The organism is Enterobacter cloacae complex sp. EB5, assembly GCF_031432835.1.
Lineage (GTDB): Bacteria > Pseudomonadota > Gammaproteobacteria > Enterobacterales > Enterobacteriaceae > Enterobacter > Enterobacter hormaechei_C.
In genome coordinates this window covers 2,962,363-2,985,762 of the sequence record NZ_CP133860.1, presented here as the reverse complement: position 1 = coordinate 2,985,762, position 23,400 = coordinate 2,962,363, and the positions used below count along the sequence as shown (strand labels likewise).

23 protein-coding genes are annotated in these 23,400 nt (G+C 56.6%); 7 read left to right on the top strand and 16 right to left on the bottom strand.

All coding sequences use genetic code 11. From position 1 onward, the window contains the following. Positions 1–12: 12 nt before the first annotated feature. The 8 genes from RHN82_RS14310 to rppH form a co-directional block, all read right to left on the bottom strand. Positions 13–336, bottom strand: a complete 324-nt coding sequence (locus RHN82_RS14310; RefSeq protein ID WP_003862776.1) for a prepilin-type N-terminal cleavage/methylation domain-containing protein — start codon at positions 334–336, stop codon at positions 13–15. Then, positions 321–719: a DUF2509 family protein gene (locus RHN82_RS14305; RefSeq protein WP_047051810.1), complete on the bottom strand. Its 399-nt coding sequence runs from the start codon at positions 717–719 to the stop codon at positions 321–323. The genes RHN82_RS14310 and RHN82_RS14305 overlap by 16 nt, the downstream gene beginning before the upstream one ends. Then, on the bottom strand, positions 716–1,276 hold the full coding sequence (locus RHN82_RS14300) for a prepilin peptidase-dependent protein (protein ID WP_032649363.1): 561 nt from the start codon (positions 1,274–1,276) through the stop codon (positions 716–718). Before RHN82_RS14300 ends, RHN82_RS14305 begins: the two co-directional genes overlap by 4 nt. Then, positions 1,267–1,731 carry a prepilin peptidase-dependent protein gene (locus RHN82_RS14295; RefSeq protein WP_047051811.1) on the bottom strand — a complete coding sequence of 155 codons (465 nt, stop codon included), beginning with the start codon at positions 1,729–1,731 and terminating at the stop codon, positions 1,267–1,269. Before RHN82_RS14295 ends, RHN82_RS14300 begins: the two co-directional genes overlap by 10 nt. A gap of 184 nt (positions 1,732–1,915) precedes the next feature. Continuing rightward, positions 1,916–2,710 (bottom strand): thymidylate synthase, encoded by a 795-nt coding sequence (gene thyA / locus RHN82_RS14290; RefSeq protein ID WP_015571751.1) that lies wholly within the window; start codon positions 2,708–2,710, stop codon positions 1,916–1,918. Between the two features lie 6 nt (positions 2,711–2,716). After that, positions 2,717–3,592, bottom strand: coding sequence for a prolipoprotein diacylglyceryl transferase (gene lgt / locus RHN82_RS14285; protein WP_047051812.1), 876 nt, complete (start codon positions 3,590–3,592; stop codon positions 2,717–2,719). A 229-nt stretch (positions 3,593–3,821) separates the two neighbouring features. Next, positions 3,822–6,068 carry a phosphoenolpyruvate--protein phosphotransferase gene (gene ptsP, locus RHN82_RS14280; RefSeq protein WP_015571752.1) on the bottom strand — a complete coding sequence of 749 codons (2,247 nt, stop codon included), beginning with the start codon at positions 6,066–6,068 and terminating at the stop codon, positions 3,822–3,824. 12 nt (positions 6,069–6,080) lie between these two features. Further along, on the bottom strand, positions 6,081–6,611 hold the full coding sequence (gene rppH / locus RHN82_RS14275; RefSeq protein WP_003862791.1) for an RNA pyrophosphohydrolase: 531 nt from the start codon (positions 6,609–6,611) through the stop codon (positions 6,081–6,083). Between the two features lie 683 nt (positions 6,612–7,294). On the opposite strand from rppH, the gene mutH reads away from it, so the two are divergent. From mutH to RHN82_RS14260, 3 genes are all read left to right on the top strand, one after another. Continuing rightward, positions 7,295–7,987, top strand: a complete 693-nt coding sequence (gene mutH / locus RHN82_RS14270) for a DNA mismatch repair endonuclease MutH (protein WP_047051813.1) — start codon at positions 7,295–7,297, stop codon at positions 7,985–7,987. Positions 7,988–8,115: 128 nt separating this feature from the next. Further along, complete coding sequence (locus RHN82_RS14265; RefSeq protein ID WP_003862794.1) at positions 8,116–8,334, top strand: YgdI/YgdR family lipoprotein; 219 nt, start codon at positions 8,116–8,118, stop codon at positions 8,332–8,334. 132 nt (positions 8,335–8,466) lie between these two features. Then, positions 8,467–9,507 (top strand): NADP(H)-dependent aldo-keto reductase, encoded by a 1,041-nt coding sequence (locus tag RHN82_RS14260; protein ID WP_015571754.1) that lies wholly within the window; start codon positions 8,467–8,469, stop codon positions 9,505–9,507. Positions 9,508–9,600: 93 nt separating this feature from the next. Here RHN82_RS14260 and lplT read toward each other — a convergent pair whose 3' ends face one another. Beyond that, positions 9,601–10,794: a lysophospholipid transporter LplT gene (gene lplT / locus RHN82_RS14255; RefSeq protein ID WP_047051814.1), complete on the bottom strand. Its 1,194-nt coding sequence runs from the start codon at positions 10,792–10,794 to the stop codon at positions 9,601–9,603. Beyond that, on the bottom strand, positions 10,787–12,946 hold the full coding sequence (aas, locus tag RHN82_RS14250) for a bifunctional acyl-ACP--phospholipid O-acyltransferase/long-chain-fatty-acid--ACP ligase (RefSeq protein WP_047051815.1): 2,160 nt from the start codon (positions 12,944–12,946) through the stop codon (positions 10,787–10,789). The genes lplT and aas overlap by 8 nt, the downstream gene beginning before the upstream one ends. Before the next feature lie 617 nt (positions 12,947–13,563). Between aas and galR the strand changes: the two genes are divergently transcribed. Further along, entirely contained in the window at positions 13,564–14,586 is a 1,023-nt protein-coding gene (gene galR / locus RHN82_RS14245) for an HTH-type transcriptional regulator GalR (RefSeq protein ID WP_003862806.1), read from the top strand. Here galR and RHN82_RS14240 read toward each other — a convergent pair. From RHN82_RS14240 to RHN82_RS14225, 4 genes are all read right to left on the bottom strand, one after another. Continuing rightward, positions 14,541–15,017 (bottom strand): GNAT family N-acetyltransferase, encoded by a 477-nt coding sequence (locus tag RHN82_RS14240; protein WP_047051816.1) that lies wholly within the window; start codon positions 15,015–15,017, stop codon positions 14,541–14,543. The two genes, galR and RHN82_RS14240, sit on opposite strands and share 46 nt — an antisense overlap. Beyond that, complete coding sequence (locus tag RHN82_RS14235; RefSeq protein ID WP_003862809.1) at positions 15,014–15,787, bottom strand: GntR family transcriptional regulator; 774 nt, start codon at positions 15,785–15,787, stop codon at positions 15,014–15,016. Before RHN82_RS14235 ends, RHN82_RS14240 begins: the two co-directional genes overlap by 4 nt. A 78-nt stretch (positions 15,788–15,865) precedes the next feature. Further along, positions 15,866–17,293, bottom strand: coding sequence for a glycoside hydrolase family 1 protein (locus RHN82_RS14230; protein ID WP_047051817.1), 1,428 nt, complete (start codon positions 17,291–17,293; stop codon positions 15,866–15,868). A gap of 7 nt (positions 17,294–17,300) precedes the next feature. Continuing rightward, positions 17,301–18,626, bottom strand: a complete 1,326-nt coding sequence (locus tag RHN82_RS14225) for a PTS sugar transporter subunit IIC (protein ID WP_047051818.1) — start codon at positions 18,624–18,626, stop codon at positions 17,301–17,303. A gap of 299 nt (positions 18,627–18,925) precedes the next feature. Between RHN82_RS14225 and RHN82_RS14220 the strand changes: the two genes are divergently transcribed. Then, on the top strand, positions 18,926–19,963 hold the full coding sequence (locus tag RHN82_RS14220) for a LacI family DNA-binding transcriptional regulator (protein WP_003862814.1): 1,038 nt from the start codon (positions 18,926–18,928) through the stop codon (positions 19,961–19,963). Here RHN82_RS14220 and lysA read toward each other — a convergent pair. Continuing rightward, entirely contained in the window at positions 19,933–21,195 is a 1,263-nt protein-coding gene (lysA, locus tag RHN82_RS14215) for a diaminopimelate decarboxylase (RefSeq protein ID WP_017692727.1), read from the bottom strand. The genes RHN82_RS14220 and lysA overlap by 31 nt on opposite strands. A gap of 120 nt (positions 21,196–21,315) precedes the next feature. Between lysA and RHN82_RS14210 the strand changes: the two genes are divergently transcribed. Beyond that, positions 21,316–22,242, top strand: a complete 927-nt coding sequence (locus RHN82_RS14210) for a LysR family transcriptional regulator (RefSeq protein WP_017692726.1) — start codon at positions 21,316–21,318, stop codon at positions 22,240–22,242. Here RHN82_RS14210 and RHN82_RS14205 read toward each other — a convergent pair. Then, positions 22,237–22,929: an aspartate/glutamate racemase gene (locus RHN82_RS14205; protein ID WP_047051819.1), complete on the bottom strand. Its 693-nt coding sequence runs from the start codon at positions 22,927–22,929 to the stop codon at positions 22,237–22,239. The genes RHN82_RS14210 and RHN82_RS14205 overlap by 6 nt on opposite strands. Before the next feature lie 135 nt (positions 22,930–23,064). Between RHN82_RS14205 and RHN82_RS14200 the strand changes: the two genes are divergently transcribed. Continuing rightward, positions 23,065–23,388, top strand: a complete 324-nt coding sequence (locus tag RHN82_RS14200; RefSeq protein WP_039269867.1) for a cupin domain-containing protein — start codon at positions 23,065–23,067, stop codon at positions 23,386–23,388. Positions 23,389–23,400: the final 12 nt, after the last annotated feature.

Sequence of the window (23,400 nt, the reverse complement as noted above, 5' to 3'; positions counted from 1 at the left end):
AAACGCTCCCGACTAGCGGCTAACCGGGCAGTGCAGACGCGTCAACGCGCCCTGCCGCCCCATAGGAGAAATTAGTGTGACCGTGATGCTGACACATCCGGACTGTGTTGTCTGCCCCCGACTGACCTGCCAGCCCGGCGGGAGCGTTAATGTTGAGATCTGCGACTGATTCCACGCATGATGCCATAGCTGACGATACTGGCTAAGCGCCGCATACCGGGCTGCCAGCGCGCGATGATAGCCGGATAACGCCGTCACAACCACAACCAGCAACATCATTGCCAGCAAAACCTCAACCATGCTAAATCCTTTTTGTCTGCTCAGGGTAACTGACATAGCGTACTTTCCTTAAGGGGGCAGAAATCACTCCAGCCGTGGGCGGAAAAGCGTATCTGCCCTTCCGCGATGTCCCCGCCTCGCCATAGCAACAGATCGTCATTGCCGGCAATAAGCAACACACGCTCCCCAAACAGCCTTACACAGACCCGCAAACGCTGTGTCTGTTTGCACTGAACCTCTGGCTGTAAAGCCCATTCCTGAACGCGCCCCCACTCCAGTGCAGATTGCACGACAGCCTGCTGGCGAACAGACAAACTCTCGCCACTCACCAGCGTGCTAAAGGTTTGCAGCTGCTGATTTAATCCGGTGAGGATCAGCGTGCCGAGCACCAGCAATAGCAAGACCAGCGCCAGCGATGACATGCCCCACTGACGATTCACAGATTAAACCCCGTTACGGTATGGCGAGCCGAAAAGGGTGCGGTCAGTTCACCTTTGCGGCGGGCACGCAGCTCGATACTGATGACCGGCGCAAAGCCAGCACGATCGGTTTTAGTGACCATAAATTGCTCTATCAGGACCCGATCCGGGTCGGTGAGCTTATCCCATCCCTTACCGTCACAGGATGTGGCGCCCCGCAGCGTTTCGAGCGATCCGGACTCAAGCCGGAATCCCGTACTGTCATTTTCTGACGCGGTGCTATCCCACTGGCCGTTGCTGTTTGCATCCCATTGCACAATCGCACATCGTCCTTGCCTGCCGATGATCATCCCCTGCCCCTGGCAATGCCCGGCACAGTATCCTGCCCTCTGAAACTGTTTACCGATCGCGAACAGACGTTGCCAGACCTCATCCTCCAGCTCCTGCTGCCCGGATTGCAGTAAAACACCCCGCTGTAGCCCCGGTAAAAAACGTGACGTGCTGAGTAACAGAATGCTGCTTATCGTCATTGCAATCAGCACTTCCAGCAGGGAAAACCCTCTTCGATTTACTGGCATGCACCTTCTCCTGCGGCATTACACAACCTGATACGTCCGCCATTTGAGACAATAACCCACCACGCACCGGCGCGGCTCTGCACGCGGATATGTCCGGCCCACGCGGTATCCCTTAAACCGTAAAATCCCAGCGCAGGCGTTATGTCGCTTATCGTGACCCCGGGCCACATCGGCTTCATCACGAACGGTCCGCCGCTGTCACAACCGGTCACCGCTGAACTGGCCAGACACTCCTTTTCACCGTCTTTATGCAGCGCGATCCTGTGCTCGCTGTTGTGACGGTTGGCGTCATTGCGCAAAAGCACCAGGTAATCCCGCACCTGGCAGGCGGTTTGCCAAAGCCGCTGCCGCTGCTGCCAGCTGTCCCAGCCATAGAGCCCTGTGGCGCTGAGGATCACTGTCAGCGAAACGGCGATAAGGGTTTCGATAAGCGTAAAGCCTTGTTCATTTTTCATGGCGGGAGTGTGGCGGAATAGCAGAAACGGTGCGAGCGTCAAACCAGAACTTTACGAGCCGCTTTCCGGAGATTTTCGCCCGTTGCAACGTGTTGCATCATCTCTGGAAACAGGCTCGAAAAACAAAACGGACATGAAAAAAAACCGGCGCTAAAGAGCACCGGTTGTGTCAGGATTTGCCGTATCAGATGGCGACAGGAGCTTTAATGCCGGGATGCGGGTCGTAACCCTCAATCTCGAAATCATCAAAACGGTAATCGAAGATCGATTCCGGTTTACGTTTGATCACCAGCTTCGGCAATGCACGCGGTTCGCGGGTCAGCTGGAGATGCGTCTGTTCCATATGATTGCTGTAGAGGTGGGTATCACCGCCCGTCCAGACAAAATCGCCCACTTCAAGATCGCACTGCTGCGCCATCATGTGCACCAATAGCGCGTAGCTGGCGATGTTAAACGGCAGGCCGAGGAACACGTCGCATGAGCGTTGATAAAGCTGGCAGGAGAGCTTGCCGTCCGCCACGTAGAACTGGAAAAACGCGTGGCAAGGCGCCAGCGCCATTTTATCCAGTTCACCCACGTTCCAGGCAGAAACAATGATACGGCGCGAGTCCGGATCATTTTTCAGCTGGTTCATGACGGTCGTGATCTGGTCAATATGGCGGCCGTCCGGGGTAGGCCACGCACGCCATTGCTTGCCGTAGACCGGCCCCAGGTCGCCGTTCTCATCTGCCCACTCGTCCCAGATGGAGACATTGTTTTCATGCAGATAAGCAACGTTGGTATCGCCTTGCAGGAACCAGAGCAGTTCATGAATGATCGAGCGCAGATGGCAGCGCTTCGTTGTCACCAGAGGAAAGCCTTCTTGCAGATTGAAGCGCATCTGGTGGCCAAAAATGGAGAGCGTACCGGTGCCGGTGCGGTCGTTTTTCGGCGTGCCCTCGTCGAGCACTTTTTTCATCAATTCAAGATACTGTTTCATGATTCCTCAGGAATGTTGTTGCTGTGGACGACGACGATACGCCCAAATCATCATAATGGCACCCGCGACAATCATCGGGATGGAGAGGATCTGCCCCATGCTGATGTACTGTACCCATTCACCGGTAAACTGCGCATCCGGCTGGCGGAAGAACTCGACGATGATACGAAACGCGCCGTAGCCAATCAGGAACAGACCAGAGACAGCCCCCATTGGGCGCGGTTTGCGGATATACAGATTCAGGATGATGAACAGCACTACGCCTTCCAGCGCCAGCTCATAGAGCTGTGACATATGGCGCGGCAGAACGCCGTAGGTATCGAAAATGGACTGCCACTCAGGATGCGAAGGCAGCAGCGCGATATCTTCCGCGCGGGAGCCCGGGAACAGCATGGTAAACGGCACGCTCGGATCGACACGCCCCCACAGCTCACCGTTGATGAAGTTGCCCAGACGCCCTGCGCCCAGCCCAAACGGGATTAACGGCGCAATAAAATCAGCCACCTGGAAGAAGTTGCGTTTAGTGCGTCTGGCGAAGATCACCATGACCAGGATCACACCAATCAGCCCGCCGTGGAAGGACATGCCGCCGTCCCAGACGCGGAACAGATAGAGCGGGTCGTTCAGGAATACCGGGAAATTATAGAACAGGACATAACCGATGCGACCACCCAGGAACACGCCGAGGAAACCGGCATAAAGCAGGTTTTCCACTTCGTTCTTCGTCCAGCCGCTGCCCGGACGACTGGCGCGACGGCCAGCAAGCCACATGGCAAAAACGAAGCCCACCAGGTACATCAGACCGTACCAGTGCAGCGCTACAGGTCCTATTGAGAAAATAACCGGATCGAATTCCGGAAAATGCAGATAACCACTGTTCATCTGTCACCACAAGATGTTGTTATTCCGCTGAAAGTGGACAGCGGGTGAATTGCATTCCCGCCGTTGGCAGGTGCTCCAAAGTTGCGAATCATAGCATAAGGCAGGCGCGGAGGATGCGCCTGAGATGTAAAAGATGTGTATAGGGTTTCATGCGCGCTGTTCCCCCCTCACCCCATTCCTCTCCCTCAAGGGAGAGGGGGTCGTCCGAGCCGTCATTATTTTGTGGGGATCAGCGGCCGCCGCGGATCAAACCGCCCATGCCGCGTCGCTCCATAAACGCAGCCACCTGATGGCGCACTTCGGCTGCCAGCTGTGCTTCCAGGCTACGCGCGGCCAGTTCGCGCGCCTCATCTTGTTCGATGTGACGTAACAGGTATTTCACACGCGCAACGGAACGTCCGTTCATTGACAGGTGACGGAAACCGAGACCAATCAGGATCGCCACGCACATCGGATCGCCGGCCATTTCACCGCACAGGCGCAGGTCGATATTATGCTGCTCGGCTTCGCGGGCGATCATCGCCAGGGCACGAAGCATCGCCGGATGCAGGCTATCGTAGATGCTGGCAACGCGCGTATTGTTGCGATCGACCGCCAGAATGTATTGCGTTAAGTCGTTGGTGCCAACGGAGATAAAATCAACGCGGGTCGCCAGCTGCGGCAACATAAAGACCATCGAAGGCACTTCAAGCATCACGCCGATACGGGGTTTAGGGATCGCATAGCCGATCATCTCTTCCACTTCGCGCCCTGCACGTTCTATCAACCGCCGCGCTTCGTCGATCTCGTCAATACTGGTGACCATCGGCAGCAAAATGCTGAGATTCCCCGTGGCCGCGTTGGCACGCAGCATGGCACGAACCTGGATAAGGAAGATTTCCGGCTGATCGAGGGTTATGCGGATCCCACGCCAGCCGAGGCAGGGATTCTCTTCGCTAATGGGCATATAGGGCAGTTGCTTATCCGCGCCGACATCCAGGGTGCGCAACGTGACGGGTTTGTCGTTAAACATCTGCAACATGCCCTGATACTGCGCCACCTGCTCCTCTTCTGACGGGAAGCCGCTTTGCAGCATAAACGGTATTTCGGTGCGGTAGAGGCCGATGCCATCGATGCGGCTGCCGAGCTTCTCTTCATGCTCAGGGCTTAAGCCAGCATTGAGCATCACCTTCACCCGCTCACCGCTCTTGAGCTGCGCGGGCAGGTTGACGTCATCTTCCGCCAGCTTGCTTAATTCATTCTCTTCGCTGATAAGGCGCTGGTACTCCTGAAGGAGCACCGGCTCAGGATCCACCAGCAACTCACCGCGGTATCCGTCCACCACCAGCGTACGGCGATGCAGTACGGAGGGCTGAATATCCGCCCCCATCACGGTCGGAATACCGAGCGCGCGCACCATAATGGCGGCATGGGAGTTAGCTGCGCCATCGCGCACCACTACGCCCGCCAGCCTGTCCTGCGGTAATTCCGCCAGCGTCGTCGCTGAGAGTTCATCGGCCACCAGTACAAACCGGCTCGGCCAGGCATTCGCCCCCTGAATAGTATCATCAAGGTGGAACAGCAGACGTTGCCCAAGCGCGCGTAAATCGCCGGCGCGCTCTTTCAGATAACCGTCAGTCAGCACCGCAAACTGCTCGGCAAATTTTTCAATGACCTTTTTAACCGCCCACTCTGCCACCGAACCTTTATCGACCTCGGCAAATAACTCACGACGCAAACGCGCATCGGAAAGCAGGTGTGAGTAGAGGTCGAAAATGGCTGCCGTCTCTTTTTGCGCGCCAGCGGCAAAGCGTTTGCTGTAGCGACGAAACTCATTCGCCGCCTCTTCCAGCGCAGCGGTAAGCCGTTCGCGCTCAAGCGCTTCATCCAGCGTCGAGGCTTCGTAGACCTGCTCCATCAGCGGGAGCGTGGCATCCATCCAGCCTTCGGCAATCGCGACGCCCGGCGAGGCCGGAAGCGCGCGGATGCGGGTATGACGATACTGCCCAAAAAGGGCTGCCAGCTGAGACTGAGAGAGGATCGCAGCCATTTGCGTTGCCAGCGTGACGAGGAAGGACTCCTCGCTTTCGTCGTACTGACGCAACTCTCGCTGCTGGACAACAAGCACGCCAAGCAGTTGACGGCGCTGAATAATCGGCACGCCAAGGAAAGCGCGGAACCGCTCCTCTTTGACGGAAGGGATATATTTGAAGCTGGGGTGTTTTTGCGCATCGGCAAGGTTGATTGGCTCCGCCAGTCGCCCGACCAGGCCAACAATACCTTCATCAAACGCGAGCGTGACGGTGCGTCCCCGTGGTTTTTTTAAACCGCGGGTTGCCATCAGGTAGTAGCAACGTCGGTCATGGTCGGCCAGGTAGACCGAACAGACCTCGGTTTCCATCGCAAGACAGATGTCCGTTACCAGAATATTCAGCGCCTCGTTGAGGCGAGGCGCACTGGCAACCTTTTCAACTATTTCTCGCAAGCGGGTGAGCATGATTTGCGTAGCTTAACCTCTTTTACGTCGCCAGGCAGGTGCGCTCTGTGGCTTCGGAGGCGTCTCCTGAAGCTGCATCACGACACTTGCGAACTCTTTCATCACCCTACGATATACATCGCGCTTAAATGACACGACCTGACGAACCGGATACCAGTAGCTTACCCAGCGCCAGCCATCAAACTCTGGCGTGCTGCTGGTTTGCATATTGATATCTGAATCGTTGCCCACCAACTGCAAAAGAAACCACTTCTGTTTCTGGCCGATACAAACCGGCTTTGTGTCCCAACGCACCAAACGTTTCGGTAACTTGTAACGCAACCAGTTGCGGGTCGAAGCCAGGATGCGAACATCTTTTCGGCTTAAACCAACCTCTTCAAACAGCTCCCGGTACATCGCTTGTTCTGGGGACTCTCCAGGATTGATCCCGCCTTGCGGGAACTGCCAGGAGTGCTGACCATATCGCCGGGCCCACATCACCTGGCCCTGACGATTACAAATTACTATTCCTACGTTTGGGCGGTAGCCATCGTCATCAATCACCGGACTACCCCAAACTAAATCTGATATATGAATGATTGTTTCACACTACAGGGAGGCGGTAAACCACTCTCTTACAGGCCTGCAACCTAATAACATTTGAATAACTCACAATTTAGTGAGGAGTTATAAACAGATGGGGGCGACAGAGACCATTTTTATTCACCTTTTCTGTGGATATAGTTGTGAAGAAGTACGGAATTACCGATGAACAACCTTGTAACACGACGAAACGACAATTTACCCTGCTTATAATTAATCATTTAAATTCAAAACATTATATTGGAATTAAGGGTGCCAGAGGCGATTAACGTGACGATCGTCACATCAAAGATCCTCCTGCTGATGAAAGATCGAACAGCGTCGGTTTTATCCACAGATTGTGCCAATAAGTTAGGCACAATTTGTGTGAAAATTCGATTTTCATCGCACGTCAAGGCTGTAAATTGAAACAGTAGTGGCAGTTATTCCCAGTTATCCCATTTTTCTGTGGATAACATGGTGTAAGATCCTGTTTATTGTCAGTGACCAGAATTGCACAACCTGTTTTTTAGCCGCCGCGCGACAGGTTGTAGTCTAAAAAAGATGAAATAAATCATACGCATGGGATATTCACTCAGAAAAAGGTAAACTCTGTCCACAAGGGATAAAATATCAGCTCATTTTTTAATCAAAAGGTTGTTAGCATGCATTCTCTCGCCCCACTGCTCTCCCCTCCCGTCAGTGAAGCCCAGTTGTTCCAGCAGGCGCAACGTCTGGCAGGCTATTCACTGGGCGAGCTGGCCGTGATGGCGGGGTTGACGATACCCAACGATCTAAAGCGTGATAAGGGCTGGATCGGCGTATTGCTGGAACGCTGGCTGGGCGCAAGCGCGGGCAGTAAACCCGAGCAAGATTTTGCGGCGCTGGGGGTGGAACTGAAGACGATCCCCATCGATAGCCAGGGGCGGCCGCTGGAAACCACCTTTGTCTGCGTTGCGCCGCTCACGGGTAACAGCGGAGTGACCTGGGAAACCAGCCACGTCAGGCATAAGCTGAAGCGGGTATTGTGGGTACCCGTTGAGGGCGACAGGCAGATCCCGCTGGCAGAGCGTCGCGTTGGCGCCCCGCTGCTCTGGAGCCCGAATGAAGAAGAAGAGAGACAGCTTTCCCAGGACTGGGAAGAGCTGATGGACATGATTGTGCTGGGACAGGTTGAGCGGATCACCGCCCGGCATGGCGAAGTGCTGCAACTTCGCCCTAAAGCCGCCAACAGCAAAGCGCTCACTGAAGCGGTAGGCGCACAGGGCGAACCGATCCTGACGCTGCCGCGCGGTTTCTATCTTAAAAAGAATTTCACCGGGGCGCTGCTGGCACGCCACTTCCTGTTGAAAACATAGTTTTTTACTAATTTTGCGCTCCGGCTAACATAATCTCCTCCTTTTTAAGATTTCCCCCCTTTCACCTGTCGTAATATCAGGTTATTACTACACTATGATTTGATACGAGCCAGGTGAGGATGAGAACGATGAAAAAATGGGCAGTAATTATCTCAGCAGTCGGTTTAGCGTTTGCGGTATCGGGTTGTAGCAGCGACTATGTCATGTCAACGAAAGATGGTCGTATGATCCTGACCGATGGCAAACCCGAAGTCGACGACGATACCGGTCTGGTGAGTTACCGCGATCGCGAAGGCAATCAAATGCAGATTAATCGCGACGAAGTCTCCCAGATCATCGAGCGTTAAACAGATAAAGGTCAGTAGCTTGCTGGCCTTTTTGATTTTTTCCTTCCCCTTTTGCCTTCCCTCTGCCATGTTTATATTCCTTTGTCGGGAGGTTCCTGACGCAGTCTGTATGTCAAAAAAAGGAAACCGGCTATGCATTATCACCGTATCCCCCACAGCGCTCTGGAGATCAGCCAACTGGGGTTGGGCACCATGACTTTTGGTGAACAAAACAGCGAAGCCGATGCCCATGCACAACTCGATTACGCCGTCAGCCAGGGCATTAACCTGATTGACGTGGCGGAGATGTACCCCGTTCCTCCCCGCCCGGAAACACAAGGTCTTACTGAAACTTATGTCGGCAACTGGCTGGCGAAACGCGGCAATCGCGAAAAGCTGGTCATCGCCTCTAAAGTCAGCGGCCCTTCCCGTAATAACGATGCCGGGATCCGCCCTAACCAGATCCTCGATCGCAAGAATATCCGTGCCGCGCTGGATGCGAGCCTCAAGCGCCTGCAAACCGACTATCTCGATCTTTATCAGGTGCACTGGCCGCAGCGTCCGACGAACTGCTTCGGTAAGCTTGGCTACACCTGGAACGAAAGTGCTCCGGCCGTTACCCTGCTGGAAACGCTGGAAGCGCTCACGGAGTGTCAGCGGGCGGGTAAGATCCGCTACATCGGCGTTTCCAACGAGACGGCGTTTGGCGTGATGCGCTATCTGCATCTGGCCGATAAACACGACCTGCCGCGCATCGTGACCATTCAGAACCCGTACAGCCTGCTGAACCGCAGTTATGAAGTGGGTCTGGCGGAGGTGACGCAGTACGAAGAGGTAGAGCTGCTCGCCTACTCCTGTCTGGGCTTCGGTACCCTGACGGGCAAATACCTGAACGGCGCGAAACCAGCTGGCGCGCGTAACACCCTTTTCAGCCGCTTCACCCGCTATAGCGGCGAGCAGACGCAAAAAGCCGTTGCGGCCTACGTGGATATCGCGAAACGCCACGGACTCGATCCGGCGCAGATGGCGCTGGCCTTCGTGCGTCGTCAGCCGTTTGTGGCGAGTACCCTGCTCGGCGCAACGACGATGGATCAGTTGAAAACCAATATTGAGAGTTTCCATCTGAACCTGAGTGAAGAGGTATTAGCGGAGATTGAAGCGGTGCATCAGGTATACACCTACCCGGCACCGTAATAAAAGCAAAACGGCAACGCACGTTGCCGTTTTTAGGGTTTTCACCCTCTCCCTGTGGGAGAGGGCCGGGGTGAGGGCATCAGGCCGCACAATTCAACGACGACGCTGCCAGACCCACAGCCCGGTAATCGCCAGCGCGAACAGCGCGCCGAATCCCACCCCGATTGCCACGACCGGCGCACCTGCTTTTACCGCCAGCGAGTAAATCCCCAGCATCAGTAACATCGCCATGTTTTCACCAAGGTTTTGCACCGCAATGGCGTTGCCCGCCCCAACGGTTTGCTTGCCGCGCTCCTGTAACAGCGCGTTTAGCGGCACCACAAAGAAACCGCCTAACATGCCGATCAGCAACAGCAGGGCATAGGCAGGCAATAGGGCATGTTGCAGGGAGAAGAACAGAACGCCGACGCCGATCAGGATCCCCGCAGGCATGCAGCGCGCGACGGTTTCCAGCGTCACCAGTTTTGCCGCAGCCCCGGCCCCGACAACAATCCCGACGGCGACCATGGCATTCAGGTAAGTCGGCGTGGCGTTGTCAGTAATGCCCAGCGCCACCGGCACCCACAGCACCAGCAGGAAACGCAGCGTAACGCCAGCCCCCCAGAACATGCTGGTGCCCATCAGCGAGAAGCGTGTTTCACCGTTACGCCACAGTACGCGGCAGGCGTTGAAGAAGCTGCCGGTCATGGACCCGAAGCGCCAGGATTGCCCCGGACGCGCCACGGCCAGTTTGGGGATAAACAGGTTGGCGATCACCGCGCCACCGTACATCAGGGCGCAGATGCCAAGCGCGGCGAGCACATGCCAGTCTGCCAGTACGCCACCCGCCACCGAGCCCAGCAGAATCGCCGCAATGGTAGAGGACTCCATCAGGCCGTTGGCCTTCACCAGCTTATCACCGGTGGTGAGTTCACCCAGAATGCCGTACTTCGCCGGGGAGTAGGCTGCCGCGCCAATGCCCACCAGCGTGTAGCCGACGAACGGATTGATACCAAAGCAGATACTTGCCGCGCCCAGAAGCTTAAGGCTGTTGGCAAACATCATGACCCGACCTTTCGGGAAGCTGTCCGCCACCTGGCCGACAAACGGCGCAAATACAATGTAAGCACCCACAAACACCATCTGTAGGATCGGCTGGCTCCAGTCGGGATAAAACTCAGCTTTCAGCAACGCCAGCGTGGCAAACAGCAACGCGTTATCGCCGAACGCGGAAAGAAACTGGGCGGCGATAACCGCCATCATGCCTTTCGACCAGATTGAAGTGTTAGTGTGCACTGACTCACGCATTTTGCTGTTCCGCCTCTTCAACCATGCCCTTCAGGGTCACGAAATCGGGTTTACCGCTGCCCAGCACCGGTAACTGTTTGAGGTAACGAATATCGCGGGGAACCGCCAGCTCGGGGATACCGTGTTCGCGTGCATACCTGAGCAGCGCATCACGCTTCAGTTCACCGTCTGTCGTGAAGAGCACCAGCGCCTCGCCTTTACTGGCATCACTTTTCACCACGGTCGCATGCATTTTCTCCGCCGAGACTGCGGTCGCCAGCGTCTCGACCATTTCAAGAGAGACCATTTCCCCGGCGATTTTGGCGAAGCGTTTTGCACGCCCCTGGATCTGCACGAAGCCCTGATCGTCGAAGCGCACGATATCGCCCGTGTCGTACCAGCCCGTTTCGACCTCGCCATTGACGTTCTCGGCCGTCGGCGCCTCAAGCACGCCCGGGTTTTCCACACGCAGATAGCCGTTCATGACGTTCGGCCCTTTCAGTTGAAGACGTCCGCCGTCTTCAATACCCGGCACCGCCAGCAGACGTGCGTCCAGCCCCGGCAGAATGCGGCCAACCGTTCCCGGTTTTGCCGCCATCGGAACGTTGATGGAGACCACCGGCGCGCACTCCGTCACGCCATAGCCTTCCAGAATGCGCAGGCCAAACTTGTCCTGCCAGATCTGGCGCGTGCTGTCCTGGAGTTTTTCCGCGCCCGCCACCACGTAGCGTACGCGGAAGAAATCATACGGGTTGGCGAAGCGCGCGTAGTTACCGAGGAAGGTGGACGTCCCGAACAGCACCGTGCAGTTACGGTCATAAACCAGTTCCGGCACAATGCGGTAGTGCAGCGGGCTTGGGTAGAGGAACACCTCGGCACCGGTCAGCAGCGGCGTAAAGAGACCCACGGTCAGACCAAAGGAGTGGAACAGCGGCAGCGCCGACATAAAGCGATCGTTGGCGGTAAAGTCAGCAATAGTTTTAATCTGTTCGACGTTCGCCAGAATGCTTTTGTGGCTGTGAACCACACCTTTCGGGTTACCTTCAGAGCCAGAGGTAAAGAGGATAATGGCATCATCTTCCGGCTGCTGCTTAACCTGCGCCAGACGCGGCATCAGCAGGTGCGCGAAAATCCACAGCTTGCCAGCGGTCGTGACGTCTGCTTTCAGATCTTCCAGGAACACCCAGCGCACCTGCGTCAGCTGTTCCGGCAGGTGCCACAGCTTGCCTTTATCCAGGAACTGGCGGGAGGTAAAGACGGTGTTGATTTGCGCCGCGGTAATCGCGCTGGAGAGCCCTTTCACGCCCGCCGTGTAGTTCATCATCGCCGGAATGCGGCCCCGGGAGACGGCACCAAAGATCACCGCCGCGCTGATACCCGCATTTGGCAGCATCAGGCCGATCTTTTCGCCCTGTTTGCTGTACTTCTCCAGGATACGCCCGACAAACAGCGTTTTGGTCAACAGCTTACGGTAGGTATCTGGCGTAAAGTTGATGTCTTCGATGCAGTTTTTCTTCGCACCGTAGCGATACTGGGCCGACAGCAACGATTCATACAGCGTTTCGCGCGGGCGAACGGCCATGCGCGCTTCCATCATAATCTGGTGCAGCATTTCCCCGGCGATTTTACGGCGGTCGCGCGCGCGCGGCGCCTCGGGCATCGGCAGTGACGTCGGCGGTAATATATGCAGCGTAATTTTCGGGAACAGACGCTGCTTCACCAGCCCTTTCAGACGGCTGAAAAAGGTCAGCTCAGCCCCGTCGATGCGTAGCGGCACGACGGTGGCCTGAGACTTCGCCGCGACAAAACCGGCCCCGTCGTAAATTTTCATCAGGGAGCCCGTCACTGAAATCCGCCCTTCCGGGAAGATAACCACCGGACGCCCTTGCCCAATCAGACGCACCAGATGTTTAATCATCATCGGTTTGGTTGGATCGAGCGGCACAAAATCAATCAGCGGCTTGAGCCAGCGCATGTACCATTTTTCACTGATGGAGCTGTACACCGCGAAAACGGGCCGCACGGGCAAAAACAGCGCCAGCAATACGCCATCAAGAAAAGAGACATGATTCGGTGTGATAAGAACACGCTCGCCATAGAGTGCCTGCGTATCGCCAGTCACGCGGATGCGAAACAGGACACGAAACAGTGTGCGGAAGAACCCAAAAAGCATTTCAACTCCCTTTGCCAGCCAGTGTGAAAGGTATAAATGGTGGCAGATTACACGAGAAGTAGTGAGGGAGCGATAGCAAAAACAGAGGCGAAAAAAAACCTGCGCATCCGCGCAGGTTGGTGCAAGAGAAGAGTACGAAAACGTACCAGGAATTCTCACCAATCAATACCTCTGGGATCTTGATTGTGGCCTCCGGCGACAGGCTTCGCCAGCGGGAAAACGCAAGGGAATGAGCCGAAGTGCAACCAGGTGTGAATATTCTCTTTTGCTGTTACAGGTTGAACTTACAGGCAAAAAAAAACCTGCGTAAAACGCAGGTTGGTGTAAATCGTGTTAATCAACCGAAGTTGACTCCACCTATCAATACCTCTGGGATCTCGACTCTAGCAATTCACAACGCATCGTTGCTAACGGACAATCGCAACAGCCTGAGGCAAAGTGTAACTAAAGGTTCAGATTGACATTATTCAGACATGACTGCCCGTGTAACGATTACGCCGCGAGGGATGTTCTGCTTCACGTTTGCAGAGGACGCTTACCCGCTCCCCTTGAATGCGCGCCGCTTTTCCGCAACACTAGTTAGTGTGTAAACGCTTACCCCTATAAGAAGGTATTGAATGGCGACAATTAAGGATGTGGCTCGTCTGGCCGGTGTTTCCGTCGCGACCGTCTCCCGCGTGATCAACAACTCCCCTAAAGCGAGTGATGCATCGCGCCAGGCCGTGCAGGACGCCATGGAAAACCTGAATTATCACCCTAACGCCAACGCGCGCGCCCTTGCCCAGCAGTCGACAGAAACCATCGGGCTGGTGGTCGGGGATGTATCCGATCCGTTTTTCGGTGCGATGGTCAAAGCCGTAGAACAAGTCTCTTATCACACCGGTAATTTCCTGCTGATTGGTAATGGCTACCACAATGAACAGAAAGAGCGCCAGGCCATTGAGCAACTGATCCGTCATCGCTGTGCGGCGCTGGTGGTCCATGCAAAAATGATCCCCGACGCCGAGCTGATCCATCTGATGAAACAGATGCCGGGGATGGTGATTATCAACCGTATTATTCCCGGTTTTGAAACCCGCTGCGTGGCGCTCGACGACCGTTACGGCGCATGGCTCGCAACCCGTCATCTGATCCAGCAGGGCCATACCCGCATTGGTTATCTGTGCTCCAACCACCCAATTTCCGATGCGGAAGATCGCCTTCAGGGCTATTACGACGCGCTGCGCGAAGCCGGTCTGCCGTGCAACGATCGTCTTGTGGCGTACGGAGAACCGGATGAGAGTGGCGGCGAGCAGGCGATGACGGAGCTGCTGGGCCGCGGGCGGAATTTCACCGCCGTGGCCAGCTATAACGACTCCATGGCCGCCGGCGCAATGGGCGTGCTGAATGATAACGGGATCGACGTCCCGGCAGAAATTTCGCTGATTGGCTTTGATGATGTGCTGGTATCGCGCTACGTGCGCCCTCGCCTGACCACCGTGCGCTACCCGATTGTGACCATGGCAACGCAGGCGGCAGAACTGGCGTTAGCGCTGGCCGAGCATCGCCCGCCACCGGAAATTACCCACCTGTTCAGCCCAACCTTAGTGCGCCGTCACTCGGTGGTATCGCCCGCGGAAGCCGTGAGCGAACAGCGATAGAGATGGACGATTTTATCCGGGTATTCCAGCGCATCGCCGATGTAGTGCCAGCCGTAACGTTCGTAGAAGTCGCGGCAGGCAGACCAGAGATGCAGTTCGTGATACCCGGCGCGTCGCGCGTAGCCGATAACATGCTGCTGAAGTTTTCCCGCCAGCCCGTTTCCCCGGGCGGCTTCATCGACATACAGCGCAGCCAGCCAGGGGTGGAGATCCTGCCGGGAAATTAAATCGCAACGCCATAACCCAACGGTGCCCAGCAGCTGGTCATCCTCAACGGCAATAAAGGTGAGCGGTAACTCGCCCGGCGTCAGGCTGTGCTCGACAATGCTCTGGAAAAAGGCACGCGGCATACCTTCACCAAACGCGTTCCAGATCCAGTCGATCACCCGCTGTGTAAACTGCGGCGCAGCGTGAAGCGGCAGTATATTCACACCAGCTTCCCCTGGAAAAGGGGGACCGATTCAAAGAGATAGCCGTCAAAATCGGGCGCGTCTTCGTCTGACAGCTCAAGCAGGCTCTTTTTGACGTTTTCAAGATGCTGGAACATCGCCTGCCACGCCCCCATTACGTCGCGGCGGCGGAGCGCAGCGAGAATGGTTTGCCTGTCGCCGAGCCATTTCAGCCGCCATGCGCGGCTGGCGATGTGGCCGTTGAACTGCTGCCACAGCGGGCTGCTGTCCATGTGATGCCAGACGCTTTCAACGGTCGCCAGCAGCATCTGGTTTTGTGTGGCCCCCGCCAGTACCAGGTGGAACATTTTGTTGTTGTCCTGGCTGCGATCGTCGGCGGCAATCGCCCGTTGCTCCTGCTCGATGATGCGGCGCAGGTTGTCGATATCCGCCCGCGTCGCCATTTTTGCGGCAAAGGCCGCAATGTTGCTTTCAAGCAGCTGACGCGCCTGGAGAATTTCAAACGGACCCACGTCACTGTTCAGAAAACGCTCTTCCTCGTTTTCATGCTCCTCCGGAATGCGCATCACGTACACGCCAGACCCCTGGCGAATATCTACCGTCCCCTGTAGCTCAAGCATCAGCAGCGCCTCGCGCACGATAGTGCGGCTCACGCCATACGTCTCGGCAATGTTGCGCTCCGGCGGCAGACGCGATCCCACGGGATAATGCCCCTGGATAATCTGCGCCCGTAAATCCTCGCCAATCTCCTGGTACTGTTTTTTTTCCGGCAGGATGACAGCCTTATCCACGTTTTCACCTGTGTTTTTCAGTTAATGCGCAGGCCGGACGTCCTCCCGGCCAGTTTTTGCGCTATTTTACCAGAAGGCTTACTTCCATTCATCGTCAACCCTGAGCGTCAGCACACGCTCATCGCGCAGCTGGCGGAACCAGGACGCCGATTTCTTTGCCCGCCGTGCGCGATGGTTTTCAAGATCGATCTCAATAAGCCCGTAGCGGTTTTTAAACGCGTTCATCGGGGAGACGTTGTCGGTGAACGCCCACAGCATATAGCCGTGGCAGTTAGCCCCCGCCTCCCGCGCCAGCAGCGTGTAATAAAGATGTTCGCTGATAAACGCGATGCGGTACGCGTCATCGATAATCCCGTCGCGATTGCGAAACTGCGCTTCATTCTCCACGCCCATCCCGCTTTCCGCTACAAACCAGTCAATGTTGCGATAGTCGTTTTTAATCCGCATCGCCATGTCGTTAATAATGCGCGGGAAGATCTCCCAGCCGCGGGAGGTGTTCATCCTCCGCCCCGGCAGCTCGAACGGCTCGTAGTAGTACGCCGGATGGAACGGCGTCTCCGGGTGCCAGGCGCGGGATGGCGCTTTGACGCGGTGCGGGTAATAGAGGTTAATGCCCAGCTCGTCAACGGTGTTGTCGGCAATCAGCGCCAGCTCATCGGACGTGTAGTCCCACTGCACCTGATGCTGCGCCAGCAGGGTAAAGAGCGCCTGCGGATAGCGCCCGTGCACCAGCGGGTCAAGAAAGACGCGGTTATAGAACAGATCGTACATCTCTGCCGCCCGCACGTCATGCGGCGCGCGCGAGCGCGGATAGGTCACCTCCGGGTTGAGAATACAGCCCACCGAGCCGTCATACCCTTTCTCGCGAAACAGCTTCACCACTTTCGCCGTCGCCAGCACCTTATGGTGGTTCCACTGCATCCAGGTGCTGGTGTTCTGCTCATAGGGCCAGCGCAGCGCGTCGAGGTAGACGCGCGTCTGGACCACAATCGGCTCGTTGAAGGTAAACCAGCGGGTGACTTTGCCGTGAAAGCGCTCAAACACCTTTTCCGCATAGCGAACGAACAGCTCGACGACGTGCTTCGACGCCCAGCCGCCGTAGGTCTCCAGCAGCACGCCCGGCAATTCGTAGTGTTCCAGGCAGATCATCGGCTCAATGCCCTGACGGTGCATTTCATCGAACAGCGCGTCGTAGTACGCGGCGTACTCCTCGTCTACCGTCGCATTTTCATAGTCGGTTAAAAATCGTGACCAGTTGATCGAGGTGCGATAGTGCGTCAGGCCCGCCTGCTTCATCAGGGCCACGTCCTCACGGAAGCGATTGATAAAGTCGGTTGCCACTGCCGGGCCGTAGCCGTTGTGCCAGACGTGACGATCGTTCTTGTACCAGAGATCGATCCACGAATCCTGACCCGGCTTTTTGCCGCTCCAGCCCTCGGTCTGCCAGGCCGATGCCGCCGCGCCCAGCATAAAATCTGGCGGTATGGTTATCTGTTTTATGCTCATCCTGTCCTCATGCGTTATCGGTGGCTTGTTGCAGTGCGGCCTGATCTGCGCGGCGTGAGGCAATTTTCACAAACGGCAGATAGATAATCACCGCGGTCACGATGCAGATAAACTGGGTGATCACCGCCCCCATGGAGCCCGCGGTGGACAGCCAGGCGTTGATCAGCGGCGGCGTGGTCCAGGGCACCATCACCACGGCTTTCCCGGCAAAACCGGTCACCGTCGCAAAATAACCGATGGAGCCCGTCACCAGCGGCGTGATAATGAACGGGATAGCCAGGATCGGGTTGAGCATGACTGGCATACCGAAGATCACCGGCTCGTTGATGTTAAAAATACCCGGGCCGATGGAGAGCTTGGCGATCTCCTTCATCTCTTTACGTTTGGTGGCAATCATGACGGCTATCAGCAGGCCGATGGTCAGGCCGGAGCCGCCGATGCTCATATAGACGTCCCAGAACGGCATGGTGATGATGTTTGGCACCTCTTTGCCCTGCTCGAACGCGCTCATGTTAACGGTGATTGCCCCCAGCAGCAGCGGCTCGCGGATCGGCTTGATCATCTGGTTGCCGTGAATACCAATCACCCAGAACAGCTGGGCGACGAACATCAGCAGCAGGATCCCCGGCAGGCTTTGCACCACGCGCTCCAGCGGCTGTTGCACCACCTGGTAAACCGCGTCGTAGAGATACATTCCGGTAACCTGATGAAACACGAAGCCAAAGGTGGCGATGGCGGTGGTGGTGATAATGGCCGGGAGCAACGCAGAGAACGACGCGGCGACGTTCGGCGGCACCGTGTCCGGCATCCTGATTTTCAGCCCTTTGCGGTTTTCCAGCCAGCAGTAAATCTCCACCGACAGGATGGCGATAAACATGCCGAGGAACAGGCTGCGGGTATCCGAGAACTGGCGCAGCAGCACGTCTTTCACCACGTGCATCTCGCCGTCCACCAGCATTTCCACCGTCGTCGGCGTCACGCAGATAAAGCAGATCACCGCCAGCAGGCCGGGGAACAGGGACTTAATGCCGTTAATACGCCCCAGCTCAATGCCGATTAAAAACACCGCGCCGATGTTGAGAAAGTTGAGCGTGGCATAGTTGAGCGCGCTGGTGATCGGCTTTAACGCCGCCAGAAACGACAGCGACTGAAAGCTCGCCAGGCCGTTTTTCGGATCCAGCACCATATTGGAGATCAGTACCGAGAACGCCCCCACAATGATGACCGGCATTAAGGTAATAAACGCAGACTTGATCGCCTGGATATAGCGATAGCTGTTGAAGGTGGTGGCAAAACTGCCCAGAGCGTCGATCAGTTTTTCCTGAAATGCCATAGGGTAATACCTCAGTAAAAGGGCTTTTATTGAATAAGATGGACAGCCGGATACTATTGGTATGCCAAAAATAGCGTCCACAGGCGCTTCGTTCTGTGATTAAGCTCTCAATGGGGTAAGAGGTATTCCAGATTGCGATTTATCACCATTTTGGCATGCCAATGACAGGCATTTATCCCGCGGGCGAGGATCGTTACCGAAAAGCGTGATCGTTATGGGGTTTTGCCCTTCCCACGTCGCTTATGCGCCGGATGGTCTGTGTTAAACTGCAAACCATTACGTGGAAACAGGAATTTCGAATGGCAACAATGCTGGATGTCTCACTGCGTGCGGGCGTGTCGAAGGCCACCGTTTCGCGCGTGCTGAACGGCACAGGTCAGGTTAAAGAGAGCACGCGTCAGCAGGTATTTCGCGCGATGGAGGAGCTGGGCTATCGTCCGAACTTTCTCGCGCGTTCGCTGGCTAACCAGACCAGCAACAGCATTGGTCTGGTCGTCTCGACGTTCGACGGTTTTTACTTTGGTCGTTTGCTACAGCAGGCGTCACGGCAGACCGAAAAGCACGGAAAACAGCTGATTGTTACCGACGGTCACGACGCCCCTGAACAGGAAGAACAGGCGGTGCAGATGCTCGCCGACCGCAAGTGCGACGCCATCGTGCTGTACACGCGTTACATGAGCGAAAAGACGATCCTGAAGCTGATCAACAGCGTGCAGACGCCGCTGGTGATCATTAACCGTGAAGTGAGCCAGGCGGCGGATCGCTGCGTCTTCTTTGAACAGCAGGACGCGGCCTTCAAAGCGGTGGATTACCTGATAAGCCAGGGCCACCGGGAGATCGCCTGTATCACCGTCCCGATCCACACGCCAACGGGTAAAGCGCGACTGATGGGCTACCGTAAGGCGCTGGAGAAGCACGGTATTCGTCTCGACGAGCGGCGGATTAAATACGGCGATGCAGGCATGACGCGGGGTTACGAGCTGTGCAAGGAGCTGATAGCGGAAAAGACATCGTTCAGCGCCCTGTTTGCCTGTAACGATGATATGGCCCTGGGCGCCTCCAAAGCATTACACCAGGCCGGGCTGAAGATCCCGCAGGATATTTCGCTGTTTGGTTTTGACGATGCCCCCAGCGCAAAGTGGCTGGAGCCTGCCCTGTCGTCGGTGTATCTGCCGATCGACAACATGATCGTCACGGCGATCGACCAGGCGATCCGGCTGGCAAAAAACCAGCCGGTTGAAGCGATCCCGCCGTTCACCGGCACCCTGGTGTTACGCGATTCGGTGACAACAGGGCCCTGGTTTAATCAGACCAGCTCTAACGCCAGCAGCTCCTGAATGGTCTGGCGACGGCGAATCAGCCGCGCCACGCCGTTATCAAACAGCACTTCCGGCAGCAGCGGGCGGCTATTGTAGTTAGAAGACATAGACGCCCCGTACGCACCGGTATCATGCAGCACCAGATAATCTCCCGGTTTTACCTCTGGCAGCGAACGGGTTTCGACTTTCCCGCCTTCCTGCTGAGTAAAGACGTCACCGGATTCACACAGCGGGCCAGCAACAACGGTCTCGATGCGCGGGGCGTTGACCAGATCGCGGCCATCGGCGGCAAGCGCGGTGATGTGATGATAGCTGCCGTACATGGACGGGCGCATCAGATCGTTGAAGCCAGCATCAATCAGCACAAAGTGACGGCTTCCCATCTCCTTCACGCTCCGCACCTGCGCCACCAGCACGCCAGCTTCGGCGACCAGGAAACGACCCGGCTCAATCTCCAGCTTCACCGCATGACCCAGATGGGCGGCGATGCTGTCACGCGCGGCGCTCCACAGGCCGTAATAGTGATCCGTGTCGATCGCCTCTTCCCCTTCGCGGTAAGGAATCGAAAGCCCTCCCCCGGCGGAGATCGCCTCCAGATCCTGACCAAAATCGATAACCTGACGCACCATGGCGCCACAGACCTGCTCAAGATGGCCGTAATCCACGCCGGACCCGATATGCATGTGAATGCCCACCAGCTTGAGGTTGTAGCGTTGTAAAACCTCCAGCGCCGCAGGCATATCGGCATACCAGATCCCGTGCTTGCTGTTTTCGCCCCCGGTGTTGGTTTTCTGACTATGGCCGTGACCAAAGCCCGGGTTGATGCGCAGCCAGACGCGATGGCCTGGAGAGACCTGCCCAAGCTGTTCCAGCATATCCACCGAACCGGCATTGACCGGGATTTGCAGCTCATGCACGCGCGCCAGCGTGGCGTCGTCTATCAGGTCAGCGGTAAAGACGATCGCGTCGCTGTCGGCTTTCGGATCAAACCCGGCCGCCAGCGCACGTTCGATTTCACCCAGCGATACGGAGTCAACCTTCACGCCCTGCTCGCGCATCAGGCGCAGAATATGAATATTGGAGCAGGCCTTCTGCGCAAAACGCACCACGTCAAACTGATGCAGCGCGGCGATCTTCTCGCGGACAATCTGCGCATCGTAGACCCACACCGGGCAGCCGAATTCGGCAGGCAGGCGCAGCAGGTTATCGGCGTTTAAATCGGTCTCGGTCTGGTTGAGTGGGCGTGGCATGGTCGTCTCCGGAAATCTGTTTTTTATCATTACGCCATAGCCTGAAGAGAATAAAAAATATCGTTTTATCGTGAGTCTATGCAAAAATGATATGGACCACGCTCAGCCATCAGGTGCCCTATGCCCGCCGTTAACCTACGCCATATCGAGATTTTTCATGCGGTAATGACCACCGGCAATCTCACTGAAGCCGCGCACATGCTGCACACCTCGCAGCCGACGGTCAGCCGCGAGCTGGCGCGTTTTGAGAAAGTGCTGGGGCTGAAGCTGTTTGAACGCACCCGCGGCAGGCTGCATCCAACGGTGCAGGGTTTACGTCTGTTTGAGGAGGTTCAGCGCTCCTGGTACGGGCTGGACAGGATCGTGAGCGCGGCAGAGAGCCTGAGGGAGTTCCGCCAGGGTGAGCTGTCCATCGTCTGCCTGCCGGTCTTTTCCCAGTCATTCCTGCCGGTACTGTTACAGCCGTTTCTGGCCCGCTATCCGGAGGTCAGCCTGACCATCGTGCCGCAGGAGTCGCCGCTGCTGGAGGAGTGGCTTTCGGCCCAGCGCCACGATCTGGGTCTGACCGAAACCCTCGTCACGCCAGCGGGAACGGAACGCACGGAGCTGCTGTCCCTGGATGAGGTCTGCGTGCTGCCTGCCAGCCACCCGCTTGCCCACAAAGCGGAGCTGACCCCGGCGGATTTTCACGGTGAGAACTATATCAGCCTGTCGCAGACCGACAGCTACCGGCAGCTTCTGGATGGCCTGTTTGCCGAACATCAGGTGAAGCGGCGGATGGTGATGGAAACGCACAGTGCGGCGTCTATTTGCGCGATGGTGCGCGCGGGCGTGGGTATTTCGGTGGTGAACCCGCTCACGGCCATGGACTACGCCAGCAGCGGCGTAGTTCTGCGCCGTTTTAGCGTTTCCGTTCCCTTTACCGTGAGCCTGATCCGCCCGCTGCACCGGCCCGCCTCAGCGCTGGTTGATGCGTTTAGTGAACACCTGATTGCGCACGCGCGTCAGGTGGCGCTTCGCTTACCTGACCTGCAAAAACCACTATGAGAGCATAAACTCCACCGCATCGGCGGCATGAATGGCGGCAGTATCGAAGACCGGTATCGGGCTTTGGTCTGTTGGCACCAGCAGGCCAATTTCGGTACAGCCGAAGATAACCCCTTCCGCCCCCTGCTGCGCCAGTTTCTCAATCACGCTGACGTACCATGCGCGCGACGTTTCGCTGAAGGTGCCCAGACACAGCTCATCAAAAATAATCTGGTTAATGCGCCCCCGGTCAGCCTCTTCCGGGATCAGGCTTTCAATCCCGAACTGGCCGCTCAGCCGCCCGCGGTAAAAATCCTGCTCCATGGTGTAGCGCGTCCCCAGCAGCGCCACGCGCGTCATGCCGGCGGCACGTATGGCACGCCCGGTGGCATCCGCGATATGTAAGAACGGCAGCGAACAGCGGTCTTCAATGTGCGACGCCACCTTATGCATGGTGTTGGTACACATCAGAATACCCTGCGCGCCCGCACGCTCCAGCCCGAGCGCGGCGTCCGCCAGCATCTGCCCCGCTTTGTCCCACTCCCCGCTCGACTGGCAGGCTTCTATCTCATGGAAATCCACGCTGTGCAGCAGCAGGCTGGCCGAATGCAGACCGCCCAGACGCTGTTTGACGCCTTCATTAATCAGGCGGTAGTACGGGATCGTTGATTCCCAGCTCATACCCCCTAACAGACCGATCGTTTTCATCTATCCTCCTGTGCGTTTCACCCAGTGAAGCAAACTTGTGAGCGCCTTTCCAGTTATTTGGCTAAACGTTTCCTTTTCGCTGCGGGTGCGATAAGTTAATTGAAACGATGTTTCATTACATAACAGGGCGAAAATATGTTTATTTTCCATAAAGAGACCACGCTTGAGGATCTGGGCAACGGCGTGACGCGTCGTATTCTGGCGCACGACGGCAGGATGATGGCGGTGGAAGTGAATTTCGAACAAGGCGCGATTGGCCCGATGCATAACCACCCGCATGAGCAGCTCACCTACGTTCTCTCGGGGGAATTTGAGTTCACCATTGGCGAGGAGAAGCATGTGGTGACCGCGGGCGACACCCTCTATAAAGCGCCGCACGTGATGCACGGCTGCGTTTGCCTGAAACCCGGCACTCTGCTGGATACCTTTACGCCGGTACGCGAAGATTTCCTGAAATAAAAAAAGGCGCTC